Source organism: Streptomyces sp. NPDC053076 (assembly GCF_044546845.1).
In the GTDB taxonomy this organism is placed as follows: domain Bacteria; phylum Actinomycetota; class Actinomycetes; order Streptomycetales; family Streptomycetaceae; genus Streptomyces.
On sequence record NZ_JBITZL010000019.1, the window covers coordinates 1 to 15,318 of the forward strand.

General features: G+C 70.2%; 15 protein-coding genes and 1 riboswitch. Of the genes, 7 read left to right on the forward strand and 8 right to left on the reverse strand.

The window, feature by feature from the left end:
• Window positions 1-523: 523 nt before the first annotated feature.
• Window positions 524-1,420, reverse strand: a complete 897-nt coding sequence (locus ACIGYR_RS38310) for a LysR family transcriptional regulator (protein ID WP_399608565.1) — start codon at window positions 1,418-1,420, stop codon at window positions 524-526.
• Window positions 1,421-1,518: 98 nt separating this feature from the next.
• Between ACIGYR_RS38310 and ACIGYR_RS38315 the strand changes: the two genes are divergently transcribed.
• On the forward strand, window positions 1,519-1,884 hold the full coding sequence (locus tag ACIGYR_RS38315) for a YybH family protein (RefSeq protein ID WP_391836902.1): 366 nt from the start codon (window positions 1,519-1,521) through the stop codon (window positions 1,882-1,884).
• 682 nt (window positions 1,885-2,566) lie between these two features.
• Window positions 2,567-2,815, forward strand: a complete 249-nt coding sequence (locus ACIGYR_RS38320) for an SDR family oxidoreductase (protein ID WP_399608568.1) — start codon at window positions 2,567-2,569, stop codon at window positions 2,813-2,815.
• A 66-nt stretch (window positions 2,816-2,881) separates the two neighbouring features.
• On the opposite strand, the gene ACIGYR_RS38325 is transcribed toward ACIGYR_RS38320, so the two are convergent.
• Window positions 2,882-3,130, reverse strand: a complete 249-nt coding sequence (locus ACIGYR_RS38325) for a hypothetical protein (protein WP_399608571.1) — start codon at window positions 3,128-3,130, stop codon at window positions 2,882-2,884.
• A gap of 303 nt (window positions 3,131-3,433) precedes the next feature.
• Window positions 3,434-4,834, reverse strand: coding sequence for a purine-cytosine permease family protein (locus tag ACIGYR_RS38330; protein WP_399608574.1), 1,401 nt, complete (start codon window positions 4,832-4,834; stop codon window positions 3,434-3,436).
• Window positions 4,824-4,919, reverse strand: a riboswitch (TPP riboswitch). It overlaps the preceding gene by 11 nt.
• 1,883 nt (window positions 4,920-6,802) lie before the next feature.
• Here ACIGYR_RS38330 and ACIGYR_RS38335 point away from each other — a divergent pair.
• Window positions 6,803-7,594 (forward strand): hypothetical protein, encoded by a 792-nt coding sequence (locus ACIGYR_RS38335; RefSeq protein WP_399608576.1) that lies wholly within the window; start codon window positions 6,803-6,805, stop codon window positions 7,592-7,594.
• 29 nt (window positions 7,595-7,623) lie between these two features.
• Here ACIGYR_RS38335 and ACIGYR_RS38340 read toward each other — a convergent pair whose 3' ends face one another.
• The 5 genes from ACIGYR_RS38340 to ACIGYR_RS38360 are packed head-to-tail and all read right to left on the reverse strand — an operon-like array spanning window position 7,624 to window position 11,701.
• A complete protein-coding gene (locus ACIGYR_RS38340) occupies window positions 7,624-9,003 on the reverse strand; it encodes a sensor histidine kinase (RefSeq protein WP_399608578.1) in 1,380 nt (459 codons plus the stop codon).
• On the reverse strand, window positions 9,000-9,662 hold the full coding sequence (locus tag ACIGYR_RS38345; RefSeq protein ID WP_399608581.1) for a response regulator transcription factor: 663 nt from the start codon (window positions 9,660-9,662) through the stop codon (window positions 9,000-9,002). The genes ACIGYR_RS38340 and ACIGYR_RS38345 overlap by 4 nt, the downstream gene beginning before the upstream one ends.
• Window positions 9,616-10,434: a phosphatase PAP2 family protein gene (locus tag ACIGYR_RS38350; protein ID WP_399608584.1), complete on the reverse strand. Its 819-nt coding sequence runs from the start codon at window positions 10,432-10,434 to the stop codon at window positions 9,616-9,618. The genes ACIGYR_RS38345 and ACIGYR_RS38350 overlap by 47 nt, the downstream gene beginning before the upstream one ends.
• A complete protein-coding gene (locus ACIGYR_RS38355) occupies window positions 10,431-11,036 on the reverse strand; it encodes a phosphatase PAP2 family protein (RefSeq protein WP_399608586.1) in 606 nt (201 codons plus the stop codon). Before ACIGYR_RS38355 ends, ACIGYR_RS38350 begins: the two co-directional genes overlap by 4 nt.
• On the reverse strand, window positions 11,033-11,701 hold the full coding sequence (locus ACIGYR_RS38360) for a DedA family protein (protein WP_399608589.1): 669 nt from the start codon (window positions 11,699-11,701) through the stop codon (window positions 11,033-11,035). The genes ACIGYR_RS38355 and ACIGYR_RS38360 overlap by 4 nt, the downstream gene beginning before the upstream one ends.
• Window positions 11,702-11,834: 133 nt before the next feature.
• Here ACIGYR_RS38360 and ACIGYR_RS38365 point away from each other — a divergent pair, with 133 nt between their 5' ends.
• From ACIGYR_RS38365 to ACIGYR_RS38380, 4 genes are all read left to right on the forward strand, one after another.
• Window positions 11,835-12,206, forward strand: a complete 372-nt coding sequence (locus ACIGYR_RS38365) for a BlaI/MecI/CopY family transcriptional regulator (protein ID WP_399608592.1) — start codon at window positions 11,835-11,837, stop codon at window positions 12,204-12,206.
• A complete protein-coding gene (locus ACIGYR_RS38370; protein ID WP_399608595.1) occupies window positions 12,203-13,132 on the forward strand; it encodes a M48 family metalloprotease in 930 nt (309 codons plus the stop codon). The genes ACIGYR_RS38365 and ACIGYR_RS38370 overlap by 4 nt, the downstream gene beginning before the upstream one ends.
• 385 nt (window positions 13,133-13,517) lie before the next feature.
• Entirely contained in the window at window positions 13,518-14,456 is a 939-nt protein-coding gene (locus ACIGYR_RS38375) for an ATP-binding cassette domain-containing protein (RefSeq protein ID WP_399608597.1), read from the forward strand.
• Window positions 14,453-15,292, forward strand: a complete 840-nt coding sequence (locus ACIGYR_RS38380; RefSeq protein ID WP_399608599.1) for an ABC transporter permease — start codon at window positions 14,453-14,455, stop codon at window positions 15,290-15,292. The genes ACIGYR_RS38375 and ACIGYR_RS38380 overlap by 4 nt, the downstream gene beginning before the upstream one ends.
• Window positions 15,293-15,318 lie beyond the last annotated feature (26 nt).

A 15,318-nucleotide genomic window follows, 5' to 3' on the forward strand; every position in this document is an offset into this window, starting at 1 on the left:
CGACCAACCTCACGAAGCTTTCGAGCAAGCAACCAAACCATCTCTTTTCGATCCAAGGCCACGATGGAACTCAGCCAAGGATCGAAAACAGGCTCTTAAGCACCGAGGAGTGCGAGCACCTCTTTCCGGGTGTCCATGAGTGGAGGCGCTGAACTGATGCCAGGCGTCGCCGGCAGATGAGTGCGCAGCCCAGAGTGAGCAAGGCTTCGATGGTTGCGTCGCGTTCAGGCGGCGCAGGTGCCGGCCGCGTTTCCATGGCCTGTGCCGGGTGGCCGGCGTGGATCCGGGTCCACCGGATCGGCTCGACACCGGGCAGCCGAACAGCCGCACTCCGGAGCCGAGCGTGGCCGGTGTCAGATGCACGTGGAACTCGTGGATCAGGCCGCGCTCGACGCATCACCGGTCCACCTCCCGGCTGTGGATCTCCAGGTCCTCGCCCTCCGTTCGCAGGGAACCCGAGGGGTCTGCTGCGTCACATCAGGGGAGGACCCGCGGGTTGGTAGTGGAGCCGTTGGTCAGCCCTCTACTGGTGCAGCTCCAGAAAGTCCGCGAATGCTTGTCGGCTGTGCACGAGCAGCTCGCGTACCGATGGGTTGTGTGCGCTCTTCCAGATCAGGGCGAGCAATGCTGGTGTTTCGACATCAACGATGGTGCGGACGGTGAGCCGGTCGCGGTAGCTCGCGGACATCGAGGCGCTGAGGATGGCGACGCCAAGTCCGCGGGCGGCGAGGCCGGCAATGGCATCCGCGGCGCTTGCTTGCAGCGCGATCGCGGGTTGGAGGCTCTGTGCGGCGCAAGCCTGGTCGAATACGGCGCGTAGGCCCGTGCCGGGTGGCATGCACACGATCGGGTAGGCAATCAGGTCGCGGAGGGTGACCCGCCGCTGTTTCGCCAAGGGGTGTCCGGCCGGGACCGCCGCGATGAGCCGTTCGCTGATGATCGTCAGCGCGTCCAGCCCGTCGGGGGTAGCGGCTGCGGCCCCGATGAGTGCCAAGTCGACGGCGCCGGTACGCACCCCTTCGAGAAGTCGGTCGGAGCTGTCCTCCAGCAGCGAGATCTCCACACCGGGATGCGCCTGGTGGAATGCGGCGAGGGCGTCGAACAGCGGGGTGAGGGTGCAGCCGATGACCATACCGATGGTGAGCCGACCCCGGATCAGGTCGGTCACCTCGCCCACTGCCTGGCCGACTGCCCCAGCTGCCGCGAGTGTGTTGCGGGCGTGTTCGAGTGCGGCCTTCCCCGCGACGGTGAGGGTGACGGTGCGGGCCGACCGGTCGAACAGCTCGGCACCGAGTTCCCGTTCGAGCTGGCGGATCTGGGCGCTGACGCCGGACTGGCTGATGTGCACCCGCTCGGCCGCACGGGTGAAGTTCTGCTCCTCCGCGACTGCGACGAAGTATTCCAACTGCCTTAGCTCCATGACTGCATATTCTAGTTTGCAGAAGATCCATCTGTTGGACTTCTGGTCGGCAGGCACGCACGCTGAGAAGTGCCGGAGCCCGATGCCAGGAGGAACCCATGTCGGAGTACGAGAAGGCCATGCGGCCCGAAGACATCACCCGCTTGTTCGTCGAGCGATCCAACGCCGGTGACGCGGCTGGCGTCGCCGCGCTGTACGAAGAGGACGCAGTGATGGCCTACCCGCCCGGCAAGCTGACGGTGGGGCGGGCGGCGATCCGCGCGCTCTGGGAGAAGGTGCTGGCCAACAATCCCCGCTTCGAGCCGGAACAACCGCTGCCGACGCTGATCAGCGGCGACATAGCCCTCACCTCGACCCCACCGAAGGACGGAACCGGCGCGCGGGCGCAGGTCGTCAGGCGCCAGCCCGACGGAAGTTGGCTGCGCCTGCTCGACCAGCCCGAGTTCGTCCCGCCCACCCGCTGACCCCATCGCCTCCGAAAGTTCGCAAGGACGGAGGGCTGTTGAGTGGGATCTTGAGGGGCCATGGGGTCAGCAATGGCCCCTCAAGTCAAGATAGTCGCGATTCCAGGGGCCGTTCCAGCAGGGCCCTTGCTGGTCAGCCGAGCCGGGATCCGGGCGTCAGGCCGGTACAGGAGGCGGCTTGCGGGGGCTCCCCGCCGTCCTCCGCGCCGCTGTGCTGAGGACGCGGCCTTCCGCGTAGTGCATCCCGACGGAGAACAGCTCCTGGTACGGGACGGCGGCAACGGCTGGATACGGCGGCAGCCGATGCATCCAGCCAATACCTGTCTGATCTGTGTCTTGGGTGCCTTGTGGTGGCTGGATCTCCGCGTGTGAGCGTGGCAGCGCCCGGGAAAATCGGGTGCTGCGTCAAGGACGGCCCCGCCAGGATGAGGATCGTGACCGGTGAGACGCGCGTGGGGAGCTGGCAGGACGTGGGGGAAGCGGGGCGCCCGCTTGCCTTGGTCACGGGGGCGGGACGTTCGGCGGGGATCGCGGCGGCCGTGGTACTGACTCTGGCCCGGGCCGGGTGGGACGTGGCCTTCACGTACTGGACTCCGTACGACGCACGGATGCAGTGGGGCATGGAGCCGGGTGCGCCCGAAGAACTGCAGAAGAAGGTGGCGTCTCTTGGAGCAAGGGAGCGATGGACCGGATCACGCTGGCCGGCGCCCGGGAAGTCGCCCACCTGGGAGTGACCTGCAACGGGATCAATCCCGGACCGACGGACACCGGGTGGATGACTGAGGGGCAGAAGGCGGACATGATCCGCTTCACGCCCCTGGGACGCATCGGAGTGCCGCAGGACTGCGCGAATCTCGTCTCGTTTCTCTGCTCCGCAGAGGGCGGATGGATCAACGCCCAGCTTCTCCAGAGCAACGGCGGCATGGGTTAGCCAAGCGCATGGCGATGACTCAAGGGCGCTTCCGGCTGGCGACGTCGGCTGCGTAGGCGCCTCAGTCTATGTCTCGATGAGTTCGGCCCGCTGAACCTCATGCCTCATCCCGGGCGGTGATGGGCCACGCGCGGAGGGCGGCATAAAAGCCCCGCCCTGGAGCCCCTGCCCGTCGGCGGGCTGTATGTCCCGCAGCGGCCGGCCAAACCAGGTCCTGATCTGCTCCAGGTGCCCGGCGTCCCCACGGATCGTGCCGCCCGCCAGGCCCACCGAGGCCCGCGCGAGGGCGAACCCGGACAGCACGTCGGTCTCCAACCGCTCCAGATCCTTCGCCGACGCGGGCGCCCGGTGCTCACGCAGGTCCCGTACGACTGCCGGCGCCGCTGACCCGAGCGCCCTCGCCTTCGGTCCGACTGCGGATCGCTCGGACGAAGTGAGACGCCTCATGAATTCCGAGGTCAGGTCACAGAGTCGCAGAGCACTCGAAGGAGTAGGAACCCCTGGCCCCTGGCCCCTGACCACGGGGTTGGGGACTCGGCAGGGCTCAGGAGAACTCACGGGATGTCGCACACGTCTGATCCTTGACGGGCCGTACGTCGCCGGTGTGCCGAGGCGCGGTCAGGCATGGCGCCGTACGCGCAACGGTGTGTAGACGAGCAGGGCCGCGAGGAATGCCACGGGGTAGGCGAGGTCGGCGCCGTGCAGGGCATGGGCGACCGGGCCCACGTACAGGCTGGTGCTCATGAACGGCACCGCAACGGCGAAACCGACGAAGAACGCCGTGAGAGCCGGCCACCACGGCTGTGGCTGCGCTTCCTCCGTCGTCAGGACGACCGGGCGGCCGCCGCGCGCCCGCGCGCGGGCCGTCCAGTCGACGATCACGATCGCGACGAACGCGGGGATCCAGTAGCCGACGAACAGCAGCACGTTCTGGAAGCGGGCGGTGGTGTCGGCGGCGTGCATCCACAGCACGAGCGGGAAACCGAGCACCGCGGCGAACGCGGCGGCGACCGGCCGCGGCAGCCGCACGCCGACGGTCTGCAGTGCCAGCGACCCGCTGTAGTCGTTCATGGCGTTGCTGCACAGCGCCGCGAGTGCGACCGCGAGGAGTCCGAACGCGCCGAGCGCGCCGCCGCCGAGCAGCCGGTCCACACCACGGGCGGTCTGGTCGGTGAACTGCGAGGCGCCCCACAGGCCGAGTGCCTGCACCGCGACGAAGGACACGCCGACACCGAGCAGGGTGCACCAGAACATGTGCGGACGGGACGCCGTCCGTGGCAGGTAGCGGCTGAAGTCGCTGGCGTAGGGGGCCCACGAGAGGGCGAGACTCAAAGCGATGGTGCAGGTCAGCACGAACGCGCCCGCCCGGTCGGCGCCCTGCACGGTCGCGGTCGTCGTGGGCTGGGTGCTGTGCACGAGCTTCACCGCCAGCGCGGCGAGCGCGGCGGCGAGTGCGAAGGTCATCACCGTCTGCAGGCGGTGGATCGCCTCGTACCCGATCACACCCAGCGCTCCCTGGGCCGCCAGCATCACCAGGGCACCCAGCCAGAAGGGCCAGTCGAACAGTTGGGCCAGCGCGTCCCCGCCGAACAGGCCGATCAGCGCGTCCCAGGCGATGGACGACAGCCACTGCAGGGCGCCCGGCAGGGCGACGGCCCGTCCGAAGGCCAGCTTTGCCAGCGGCAGTTGGCCCGCCCCGGTCTGGCTGCCCCAGGTCCCCAGGTAGGCCGTGGGCACCGCACCGAGCAGAGTGCCGAGCACCACGGCGAGCAGCGCGGTGGCGAAGTCCAGGCCGAGGACCGCCCCGACGGTGCCGGTGAACACGCCGGTCATCGTCAGGTTGGGGGCGAACCATACGGTGAACAGCCGCCGGGGGCTGCCGTAGCGGGCGTCCTCGGGCACCGGCGTGATGCCGCGCGCTTCCACTCGCAGATCGCCGGGGGCCGTCGGCATCCGGCCGTCGAAGACTCGCCGCGCCTCGGCGTCGGCCGTCTCTTCATGGGCATACGGCAACGACATATGACATCCCTCCGCCAGTCCTAACTGGTTCAGGTTCAACGGGTGTGATCTCAGCCCCCGTGCGGGGGCACCCCGTGTCCAGGTACACCGGCCAGAATAGCCCGGTCCGGTGGCCGGTTCCGGCCAGGGGAAGGTGGTGCGGAACCGGGAGGTGGTGCGGAACCGGGAGGTGGTGCGGAACGGCGAGGTGGTGCGGAACGGCGAGGTCGTGTGGAACGGCGAGGTGGTGCGGAACGGCGAGGTCGTGTGGAACGGGCGAGGTCGTGTGGACGGCGTGATCGCGAACGCGGCACCGCCGTGGCGGCCTGTGCGGGGATCAGCCGGCGGTGGCGCCTGTCCGGGGATCAGCCGGCCGTGGCGGGCCGTCCGAGAGACGGCCCGCCGGACGTAGAGGTGCCACGGCGCTGCGCACGGTTGTCACCGCGAGGCGGTGGCCCGGGCGGCCTGCTCGATCACGTGGGTGACGGCGTCCGGGTGGGAGACGGCCATGGCGTGGGAGGAGCTGACCTCGGTGACGTGTGCCCTCGGTGACGTGTGCCCCGGCCCGCTCGGCCATGTGTCGTTCGGCGGCAGGGGGGATCGTACGGTCGTTGCGTGCGGCGGCGTACCACGAGGGCAGGTTGGAAAGGCCGTCTATACCAGTCCAGTGAGAGCAGGCGGGGCCAGGAAAGTCCAGGTCAGGGCGTAGAGGATGGGTGGCGTCGAACCAGTTCGCGACATATTGGTGAGACGCGAAGGCAAGAGAGACAACGGTCCACGGGGCCGTGTCTCTCGGCTTCTGCCTCTCGTCTCGGCGGTGGATGAGTCATCCGCTGCCTGCCGGGAGTCCGGCGGGGTGGACGCTCACACGTGGGTCCGTAGGGGCTCCAGCCGTGCATGAACGGCTTGAGGTCCTCGGCGCGAGGCTCGGGGATTTCCGGGAGCAACGGTGAACCGTTGAGCGGATTCAGGCGTTGCACGTAGCTCTCGGCCCACGAGATCCATGCCTGGGCTTCCTCCCTGGCCGGCCCGGGCGGCAGACCCTGCATGAAGCCGGAGTGCGCTGACGTACTCGACGAGGTCCGCTGCACGCTGCCACGCCGCGTGCTGTGCTGCGAGGTGGCGCACGTGGTGTGCCTCTGCGTATTCGGTCGTGCCTGACGCTTGGCGGCTTCCCATCGAAGGCGCCTTTGCTGTGCTTCCTCCCGGTCAGCCAGACGCCTGCGTTCGGCTGCCTGTCCGCGGAGACCGACCTCCTGCACGATTTCGGCGAGCTGGTCCTCAAGAGGCGTTCGGCCGTGTCGGCCCACTCGCCGCCCCGGTGTGGCAGCCCGCCACTCAGACGGATCCTCAGGCGGTCAGCGGGTGAGTAGTCGTGGCGAGGGATCCGGACCCTGGAGTGCTTCCGCGTATCTGCGAGTTCCCTCTGCGTGGGGACGTGTCAGACCCGGTCCTGTTCCTGCAGGACGCGAAGGGATAGCTGCCGTGGTCGAGGAAATGCCGGCCGGCGGTCGTGAGTGTCGCGGGCCAATGTCTTTTCCCCTGAAGACCTTGACCAGTCCTCGGCTCTGTAACGCCTGGCAGCTGAGCTTGTGCGCCTCCCCCTGCCGTATACCCACAGGGCAGCCTTGCCCGACCCACCGCAGCACCTGCAGTCGACGCTCGTTCAACTGACGCGGCGCCTGAACCCCCAACTGTGCGAACGCCAGCATTTTCACAGCTGAGCCCTCGCGACGTGGACGGATGAGCGCAGATGTGCACGGAAGTCATGGGGATGGCCAACTGTTGCGGTCCTGCTTTTCAGTCGCCAAGCCGATGCTGGGAGAGCGTTGTTACCACCGGTCGCAAGCTGCTGACCAGTGCATCGGCCACTGTGTTCAGGTCACGTTCAGGTCCGTCTGAGCCTCGGGCAACTCCCGTACCGGAAGCACCAAAACTCTGGCAAAGAGGTCTGGGACAACCGCCGGTCACCGTGCCATGGTGCCTGCCATGTCGACTGTTCACCTCACTCACAACAGGCACGCGGGCCACATGCGTCACGCGGCGAGCAAGGTGCCGGAGGTGACCGTCTACTTCTGGATCATCAAGGTGCTGACGACCGGTATGGGCGAGACGGCCTCGGACTGGTTGGCCCACCTGCTCGGCCCGATCCCCGCGGTCGGCCTCGGCGGCATCGCCCTGGTGGCTGCTGTGGCGGTGCAGTTCGCCGTCCGACGGTATGTGGCCTGGGTCTACTGGACGGCGATCGTCATGGTCAGCGTGTTCGGCACGATGGCCGCCGACGTCCTGCACCTCGGCCTCGGGGTGCCGTACACGCTCTCGACCCCGTTCTTCATGGGCGCGCTCGCCGCCGTCTTCGCTCTTTGGTACCGCGTCGAGCGCACCCTGTCCATCCACAGCATCCATACCCGGCGCCGCGAGACCTTCTACTGGGCCGCCGTGCTGGCCACGTTCGCGCTGGGCACCGCCGCGGGCGACCTCACCGCCACGATCGGCCTCGGCTATCTGGGCTCCGCCGTCCTGTACGCCGCCGCGATCGCCGTTCCGGCCGTCGCTCACCGGTGGGGGACCCTGAACGCGGTGGCCGCGTTCTGGACCGCGTACGTCATCACCCGCCCGCTCGGCGCCTCTGTCGCCGACTGGATGGCGGCCGGCCACGGCAGGGGCGGACTCGGCTTGGGCCTGGGGCCGGTCACGCTGTCCTGGACGGTGGCCATCCTCGGCTTCGTGGGCTTTCTGGCTGTCTCACGCAAGGACGTTCGGCACGACGTCACACCGTGACACGCCGGTAGCGCCGAGCGGCGCCACCATCACCCGGCAGGCAGGCTGACTACGAACCGTGCCCCCGGGGTGTGTCCGGGGTCGTACGTCACCTCGCCGCCGGCGGAGCGGGCCAGGCGTCGCGCCAGCGGCAGTCCCAGGCCCGCTCCGCCGTGTCCGTCGCCGGGGTCCGCGCGCTGACCGGGCTGGAAGAGCTGTCCGGAGAACGGAAGTGGTACGCCGGGCCCGTCGTCGATCACTTCGACGCGTACGCCGTCGGGCGCGCGGTACGCACGGACGGCGACCTTGGTGCGGGCGTAGCGGCAGGCGTTGGTCAGGAGGGGGCTGATGATGCGTTCGAGGAGGGCGGATGGGACTCCGGCCTCCACCTGTGGGCCGTCGGCGGTGACCGTCAAGTGGCCTGGCACCTCCGGCAGTTCGGTGAGTCTTCGGAGGGCGGGCAACACCTCGGCGGTGCCCGGCGCGGTGAGTGTCCCCCCGCGGGCGTCGTCCAGGAGGGTGTCGCAGATGGTGCGCATGGACTGGGCTGCTTCCGCGATGACCTTGTGGGTCGCGTGGGTCTGGCCGGCGGTGCGGGGGCGGGTCTGCCACCAGTCGAGTTCGGCGATGATCCGGCTCAGGGGCGTACGCAGTTCGTGCGAGAGTTCCCCGGTGAGCTGGCGCTCGTGGCGCAGGAGGGTGCGGATGCGGTTCAGTATGGCGTCCAGCGACGTGCCGAGGCGGGCGAGTTCGACGGGGTGCCGCATGCTGCCGAAGCGCTCTTCGGAGGCCACGGCGCTCCACTGGGTGGCCTGGTCGGTCATCGTGCGGACCGGGCGCAGCGCGCGGCCTACCGCCAGCCGCGTCAGGGCATAGGTGCAGGCGAGCATCACGACGTCCAGCGCGAGTGACCCCATGAGCAGGGTGTCGGCCGAACTCCGGTAGGGGGAGAGGTCGAGCGCGGTGACCACCAGAGCCCCGCTCCCGTCAGCGGACACCGGCTGGGAGCACAGCCTGAGGGGGCCGTCGACGTCGGCGGTGACGCACCGCCGCCCGCCGCGCTCGGCGAGGGCGTCGGCGACGCGGGTCAGGGAGCCGGCGTTCGGCGGCTCTTCCAGCAGGCGTCGGCCTGCGTAGATCCAGACGTTGGTGTCGAGGAGGGCGTCGTGGGAGGTCTCCAGGACGCGTACCGTCCTGCGGCTGGTGTCGATGGTCGTCGCAACGGCTGCGGCGCGGGTGCGCAGTTCGTCGTCCGCCTGGTGCTGGAGGCGATGCTGGGCCACGGCGTTGAAGGCGACGGTGAGGACCAGCATCAGCAGCGCGGCCGTGGTGAGAGCCACCAAGGACAGCCGGCCGCGCAAAGTGCGCGGTGCCAGACGGTGAAGGAAGGCGGTCACGGCGGCCCGCAGCCGGCGGCGGATTCCGCTCATGACAGGCGGTGGCCGACCCCGCGGGCCGTGCCGATCGTCCGGTCGCTGCCGGCCTCGCGCAACTTGCGGCGCAACCGGGTCAGGTACTGGTCGAGGGTGTTGTCGTGTACTTGGGCGCCCTCGGGCCAGCCCGCCCGGACCAGCTCGCGGCGGGGCACGATGTCGCCGGAAGCCGCCATGAGCGCGGCCAGGAGACGGAACTCGGTCGGTGACAGATCGACTCGGGTGCCTCGGACGCTGACCACGTGCCGGACGGCGTCCAGTGCCAGGTCTCCTGCTGTGCAGGCGGGCGGCGGTGCGGCCCGTTTGAGGGCTGCCCGTAGACGGGCCGCGAGTTCGGCGAGGTGGAAGGGCTTGGGCAGGTAGTCGTCGCCTCCGGCGGAGAACCCGGACAGCCGGTCGCTCAGCCGGTGGTGGGCGGTCAGGAAGATGACGGGGGAGAGGAATCCGTTCGCGCGCATCGCCTGGCACACGTCCCGTCCGTCGGCGTCGGGCAGCCCGATGTCGAGCACGGCGGCGGAGATGCCGGGGGTGGCCAGCCGCAGGGCGGTGGCGCCGTCCGGCGCGGGCACGGTGTCGAAGTCCTCGTCGCGCAGCCCGCGCATCAGCACGTCACGCAGGGTGTGATCGTCCTCGACGACCAGGATCGTCTGGCGCATGGTCCTCCCTCGGCTCTCGTGCCACGTCCGTCTGTTCCGGTGCCGTGTCCGTCCGGCCGTCCGCTGTGCTGCCCATCGGTTCTGCCGTCCTTCGCGCCGAGTCCGTGTCCGTGTCCGTCGCGCCGGGGATCCATCGTTCGGGAAGCCAGTGGGCCACGGCGCTCAGGCACAGGCCCAGCCAGCCGAGGGCGAACAGCCAGCCGCCGACGACGTCGGTGAACCAGTGCACTCCGAGGTAGACGCGGGTCAGTCCGACTGACGCGCCCCAGCCGCCGATGACCAGGATGAGCGGGGTCCGGCCGCGCGGGCGGCGTACGCGGACGGCGATGATCAGCAGTCCCGCGGCGAGGGCCGCCGTGGTGGTGTGACCGGACCGGAACGCCCATCCCGAGGCATGCGTCGCCCAGTCCGTCAGGGGTGGTCGCGGCCGGGTGACGAGTGCCATCACCGCGTACCGCAGCGCCTGACCCGCCCCGAGACAGCCCAGACAGAGCACGACGGCCGGCACGCGCTGCCGGCGGGTGCGCCCTGCGATGACTGCGGCCAGCACCGCCAGCGCGAACGGGACCACGCCGGTCCCGGTGGCGGTCAGTCCGCGCGCGAACGCCACCGCCACATCGGGCCGGTGGCCGACGGACCACGAGAGGCAGTCGGCGTCCGCGAACAGCGGTGTGCCGTCGTGGCCCACCACGACCATGGCCAACACGCCGAAGGCCGTCCACGCACCGAGGCCGCAGCTGCCGGCCAGTTCGGCGACCTCACCGCGCTTCACGACACCACCAGCAACGGACGCAGGCGGGTGGCCGTGAGCCGCAGGGCTGCGGCCTCCGCACGCCTGCGCAGTACCGACATGACGAGCAGAGCAGCCAGAGCGCCCACCACGACCCCTGCCAGCACGTCGTGGGGGTAGTGCACGCCCACCCAGATCCGCGAGACCGCCATCGCGCCGGCGGCCACCGCGGCGACCGCGCCGAGCCGGCGGGAGACGAACAGCAGGGCGACGGCCGCCGCGGCGGCGATGGCCGCGTGGTTGCTGGGGAAGGACCAGTCCCCGGGCGCCGGACATGCCTCCAGCGTGGTCACTCGCAGGCTCTGGCAGGGGCGCTCCTCGCGCACCAGCAGCTTCAGCACCGCGTCCATCCCGTAGGCGACGACCACGGCGAACGGCACGGCGAGCGCGGTCACCGACGCGGTGGCGTCCACACGCCGGGCGCGCCACCAGCCGACGGCCATGAGGACAGCGAACAGAGCGAGTCCGTACGTCGACCACGCCGACACTGTGTCGTCCAGCCACGCGGGAGCGTGCCGGGCGAGGTTCACCACGTCGGTGTAGGCCGAGCCGTCGACCGACGAGCCGTCGAGGGCGAGAATCATCCGCGTGCCTCCTTCGCCTTCGCGGCCCGGCGCGAGCGGTATACCTCGGAGGCGACCGGGATCAGCGACACGGCCACGATCACCGCGACGATCGGCAGCAGATACCGGTCCACGTTGGGTACGGAGGAGCCCAGCGCGTAGCCCGCCAGGGTGAGACCCAGGCTCCACACCAGCCCGCCGGTCACCTGCCAGACGGTGAAGGTCCGCACGGGCACTCGCAGGGCGCCGGCCATCGGGTTCAGGACCGTGCGCACCACCGGAACGAAGCGGGCCAGGACGATCGCCTTCGCGTGTCCGTAGCGCTCCAGCAGCTCCTCCGCGCGTTTCGCCCCCTCGTGCAGGCGGGGCGAGCGGCTTCGGGCGAGCAGAGTGCTGCCTGCTCGACGGCCCAGGAGGTATCCGCACTGGGCGCCCGCCAGTGCGCCCACCGCCGCGGCGATCAGGAGCGGTGCGAGTGACAGTTTCAGGCCGCGGTCGGCGGTGCCGGTGCACAGCAGACCGGCCGTGAAGAGAAGCGAGTCGCCCGGTAGGAAGAAGCCGATCAGCAGTCCGGTCTCGGCGAACAGCACCACGCCCACGCCCAGCACGCCGAAAGCGGCCAGCAGCGACCGGGCGTCCAGCACATTGACGGCGAGCTGCGACGATAGGTGCATGGCTGTGGTCATCGTCGGGGGCCCCTTCATCGTTTCCGGACTGCCGGATGCGGCAGAACGGTGGCGCGGCGGCATCCGGTGACTGACTACAATCTTGTAGACGGTCTATTGAACTGTAGACGATGGCGGAATGAGGAACGTTCCCATGACGGACGCGAGGGACGAGAGGCGGCCGGCCGGCGAGCTCGAAGCCGCCGTCATGGCGGCCCTGTGGGCCGCCGGCGCCCCGCTCACACCCCGGCGGGTGCAGACCGAACTCGGTTCCGGCCTGGCCCGCACCACGGTGGCGACGATACTGACCCGTCTGCACGAGAAGGGCGTCGTCAGCCGTGAGCAGCAGGGCCGCGGCTACGCCTACTTCCCCGTGCAGGACGCGCCCGGCCTGACCGCCCGGCGCATGCACACCGAACTCGACCGGGATGCCGACCGGGAGACGGTCCTGGCCCGCTTCGTGGCCCAGCTCAGTCCCGGCGACGAGCAGCATCTGCGCCGGCTCCTGGAGGGTGACGAGCGATGACCGCTCTGCTGCTCGTACCGCTGATCCTGCCCTTCCTCGCGCCGACGCTGGCCCGCCGAACCCTCGACCGCCTGACCCCCGCCACCGCACTGTGGGTCCTCACAGGATCGGCCCTGGCACTGGCGGGGGCCTGCGTCGCCGCCCTCGGTGCCCTGGTCCTGACCGGCCTGCTCAAACTCCCCGAGTTCGCCGCCTTCGGCGAACTCGTCCACCCCCTGCGGACTCCCTCGGACTATCTCGTCCTGCCCGCAGCCGCGGCGGCTACCGGAGTGCTCACCCTCAGCGCCTGGACTCTCGTGCGCTCAGCCCTCCGGCAGACCCGCGCCTTCCGCATCGCCCGCACGCAGGCCGACCGCCGCCCCGCCGCCGGTGACCTGTGCGTGATCGATTCGCCGGATCCGGACGCGTACGCCCTGCCCGGACGCCCCCACCGCATCGTCGTCACCACCGCCATGCTGCGCAGCCTCGGCCCCGCCGAGCGTGAGGCCCTCTTCGCCCATGAACGCGCTCACAACCGCGCCGGCCACCACTACTTCCTGGCCGCAGCCGAACTCGCCGCCCACTGCCACCCCGCGCTGCGCACCACCCGCGACACCATCCGTCTCGCCGCCGAGCGGGCCGCCGACGAGGCCGCCGCCGAGGTCACCGGCGACCGACGCCTGATCGCCACAGCGATCGCCCGCGCCGCCCTCGCCGGCAGCGCCTCCCCGTCGACGCGTCCGGACTTTGCGCCCGCGGCGACGACCGGCCCGGTTCCCCAACGCGTCGCGGCCCTCCTCGCACCCTCCCAGAAGCGCTCGCGCACCACCCGCCGTACCGCGTTCCTCCTCGTGGCCTGCGCGGTCCTGTCCGTCGCCGCCGGAACAGCCGGCGTCGCCGACTTCCACCACGAGGTCGAGCTCGCCCAGGGCGAGGAAGGTCCATGACCGAGTGCGAGCCCTGCTGGCACGGCCTTTCGCGCGCCGCGCCGCCCTTCGTGGCGGGCGCCCTTCTGCTGACCCTGTGCTGTGTCAGCCTGGCCGGTGCCGCGTCGGACAGTGAGAGCCTGGCCGAGAGCGCGGAGCCGGCCGAGCGCGCCGCGGACGCCAAGGCGTCGGGCGCAGGGCATTCCTTGGGGCGGCCAGACGCCTGCTGTGACCACCGTGGAGACGACGAACACGGACGGAACCGCAGGTAGTCACGTAGTACCGCGGTACTACGCCCGCGGCGCGTTTCAGCCTCCCGGTACCACCGGATCCGGGTGATCCGGCTCTTAGCGTTGCGGGTGAGGCGTCGGAGGTGTGGACGCCGGACCCGACAGGGAGAACGCGAATGATCGACTCACGGCAGTTGACCAAGAGGTACGGCGAGAAGACGGCCGTCGACGGGCTGGACTTCGTCGTGAAGCCCGGAACGGTGACCGGCTTTCTGGGGCCCAACGGCGCCGGCAAGTCCACGACCATGCGCATGATCGTCGGCCTGGACGCCCCGACCAGTGGCTCCGTCACCGTGAACGGCCACCCTTACGCCCGCCACCAGGCGCCGCTGCAGGAGGTCGGCGCGCTCCTGGAGGCGAAGTCGATCCACCCGGGCCGTTCGGCGTACAACCACCTCAAGGCCCTTTCACTGACCCACGGGATTCCGGGCCGCCGGGTCGACGAGGTCATCGGCCTCGCCGGGCTGGGCAGTGTGGCGAAGAAGCGGGCCGGCGCCTTCTCCCTCGGCATGGGCCAGCGCCTCGGCATCGCTGCGGCGCTGCTGGGCGACCCGCAGACGGTGATGCTGGACGAGCCGGTCAACGGGCTGGACCCGGAGGGCGTGCTCTGGATCCGCAATCTGCTCAAGGGGCTCGCCGACGAGGGCCGGACGGTGTTCGTGTCCTCGCACCTGATGAGCGAGATGGCCCTGGTGGCGGACCATCTGATCGTCGTGGGGCGCGGGCGGCTGCTGGCCGACACGACCGTGGCGGACCTGATCCGCGAGGCGGGCGGCGACACGGTGAAGGTGGTGACGCAGGACCCGGCGCGGTTGCGGGACGTGCTGGCCGGGCCGGGCGTCGACGTCACCGGCCGGATCGGCTCGGAGGAGCTTCAGGTGACAGGGCTGAGCGCCAAGGAGATCGGGCTGAAGGCGGCCGAGCACGGGATCGCGCTGTTCGAGCTGACCGCGCGGACCGTGTCACTGGAGGAGGCGTTCATGGACCTGACCAGGGACGCCGTGGAGTACCACGGTTCCACGACCGGGACCGAGACCCTCGGGAGGCCCGCATGAGCACGCTCACCGCAACCGCCGAGGAACCCCGGACCACCCCTGCCCGCCCTGCCTACCGGGTGACCGGTCGGCGCGTGCTCTCCTCGGAGTGGGCCAAGCTGTGGTCCCTTCGCTCGACCTGGATCACCTTGGGCCTCGGCCTGCTGTTCCTGGTGGCCTTCGGCCTGATCTCCGCGAGCCGCTACAAGTCGGGGATCAACTCCGGGCACATGGACCGGGACTTCGCCGATTCGACGGCCGTGAGCCTGTCCCTCTTCGGTACGAACTTCGCCCAGCTGGCCCTGGGCGTGCTCGGTGTGCTGGTCACGGCGGGGGAGTACTCCACCGGCATGATCCGTTCCACGCTCGCGGCGGTGCCCCGCCGGCTGCCCGTGCTGTGGTCCAAGGCGGCCGTGTTCGGGCTGGTCGCACTGGTCGTGGGGATGATGGGCGGGTTCGTCGCCTTCCTGTTCGGCAGCGGAATCGTCTCGGGTACGCCCGCGGCCATGAGCTTCTCGCATGCGGGTGTCCTGCGGAGTCTGCTGGGCGCAGGGCTCTACCTCGGCCTGGTCGGGGGGATCGGCACTGCCCTCGGCGCGCTGATGCGGTCGGTGGCCGGCGGGATCTCGGTGCTGGTGGCTGCCCTGATGCTGATCCCGGGACTGATCTCCCTGCTGCCGAGCTCCTGGCAGGACGACATCGCCCCCTACCTGCCGTCCAACGCGGGCCAGGCGATGTTCGCCCTGACCCACGACTCCACGACCCTGTCGCCGGGCGCCGGGCTGCTGGTCTTCCTCTGCTGGACGGCGCTGGCCCTGGGCGGCGCGGCCTACCGGCTCGCGCGAACCGACGCCTGACACCCGCACCATGGACAGGTGACGCC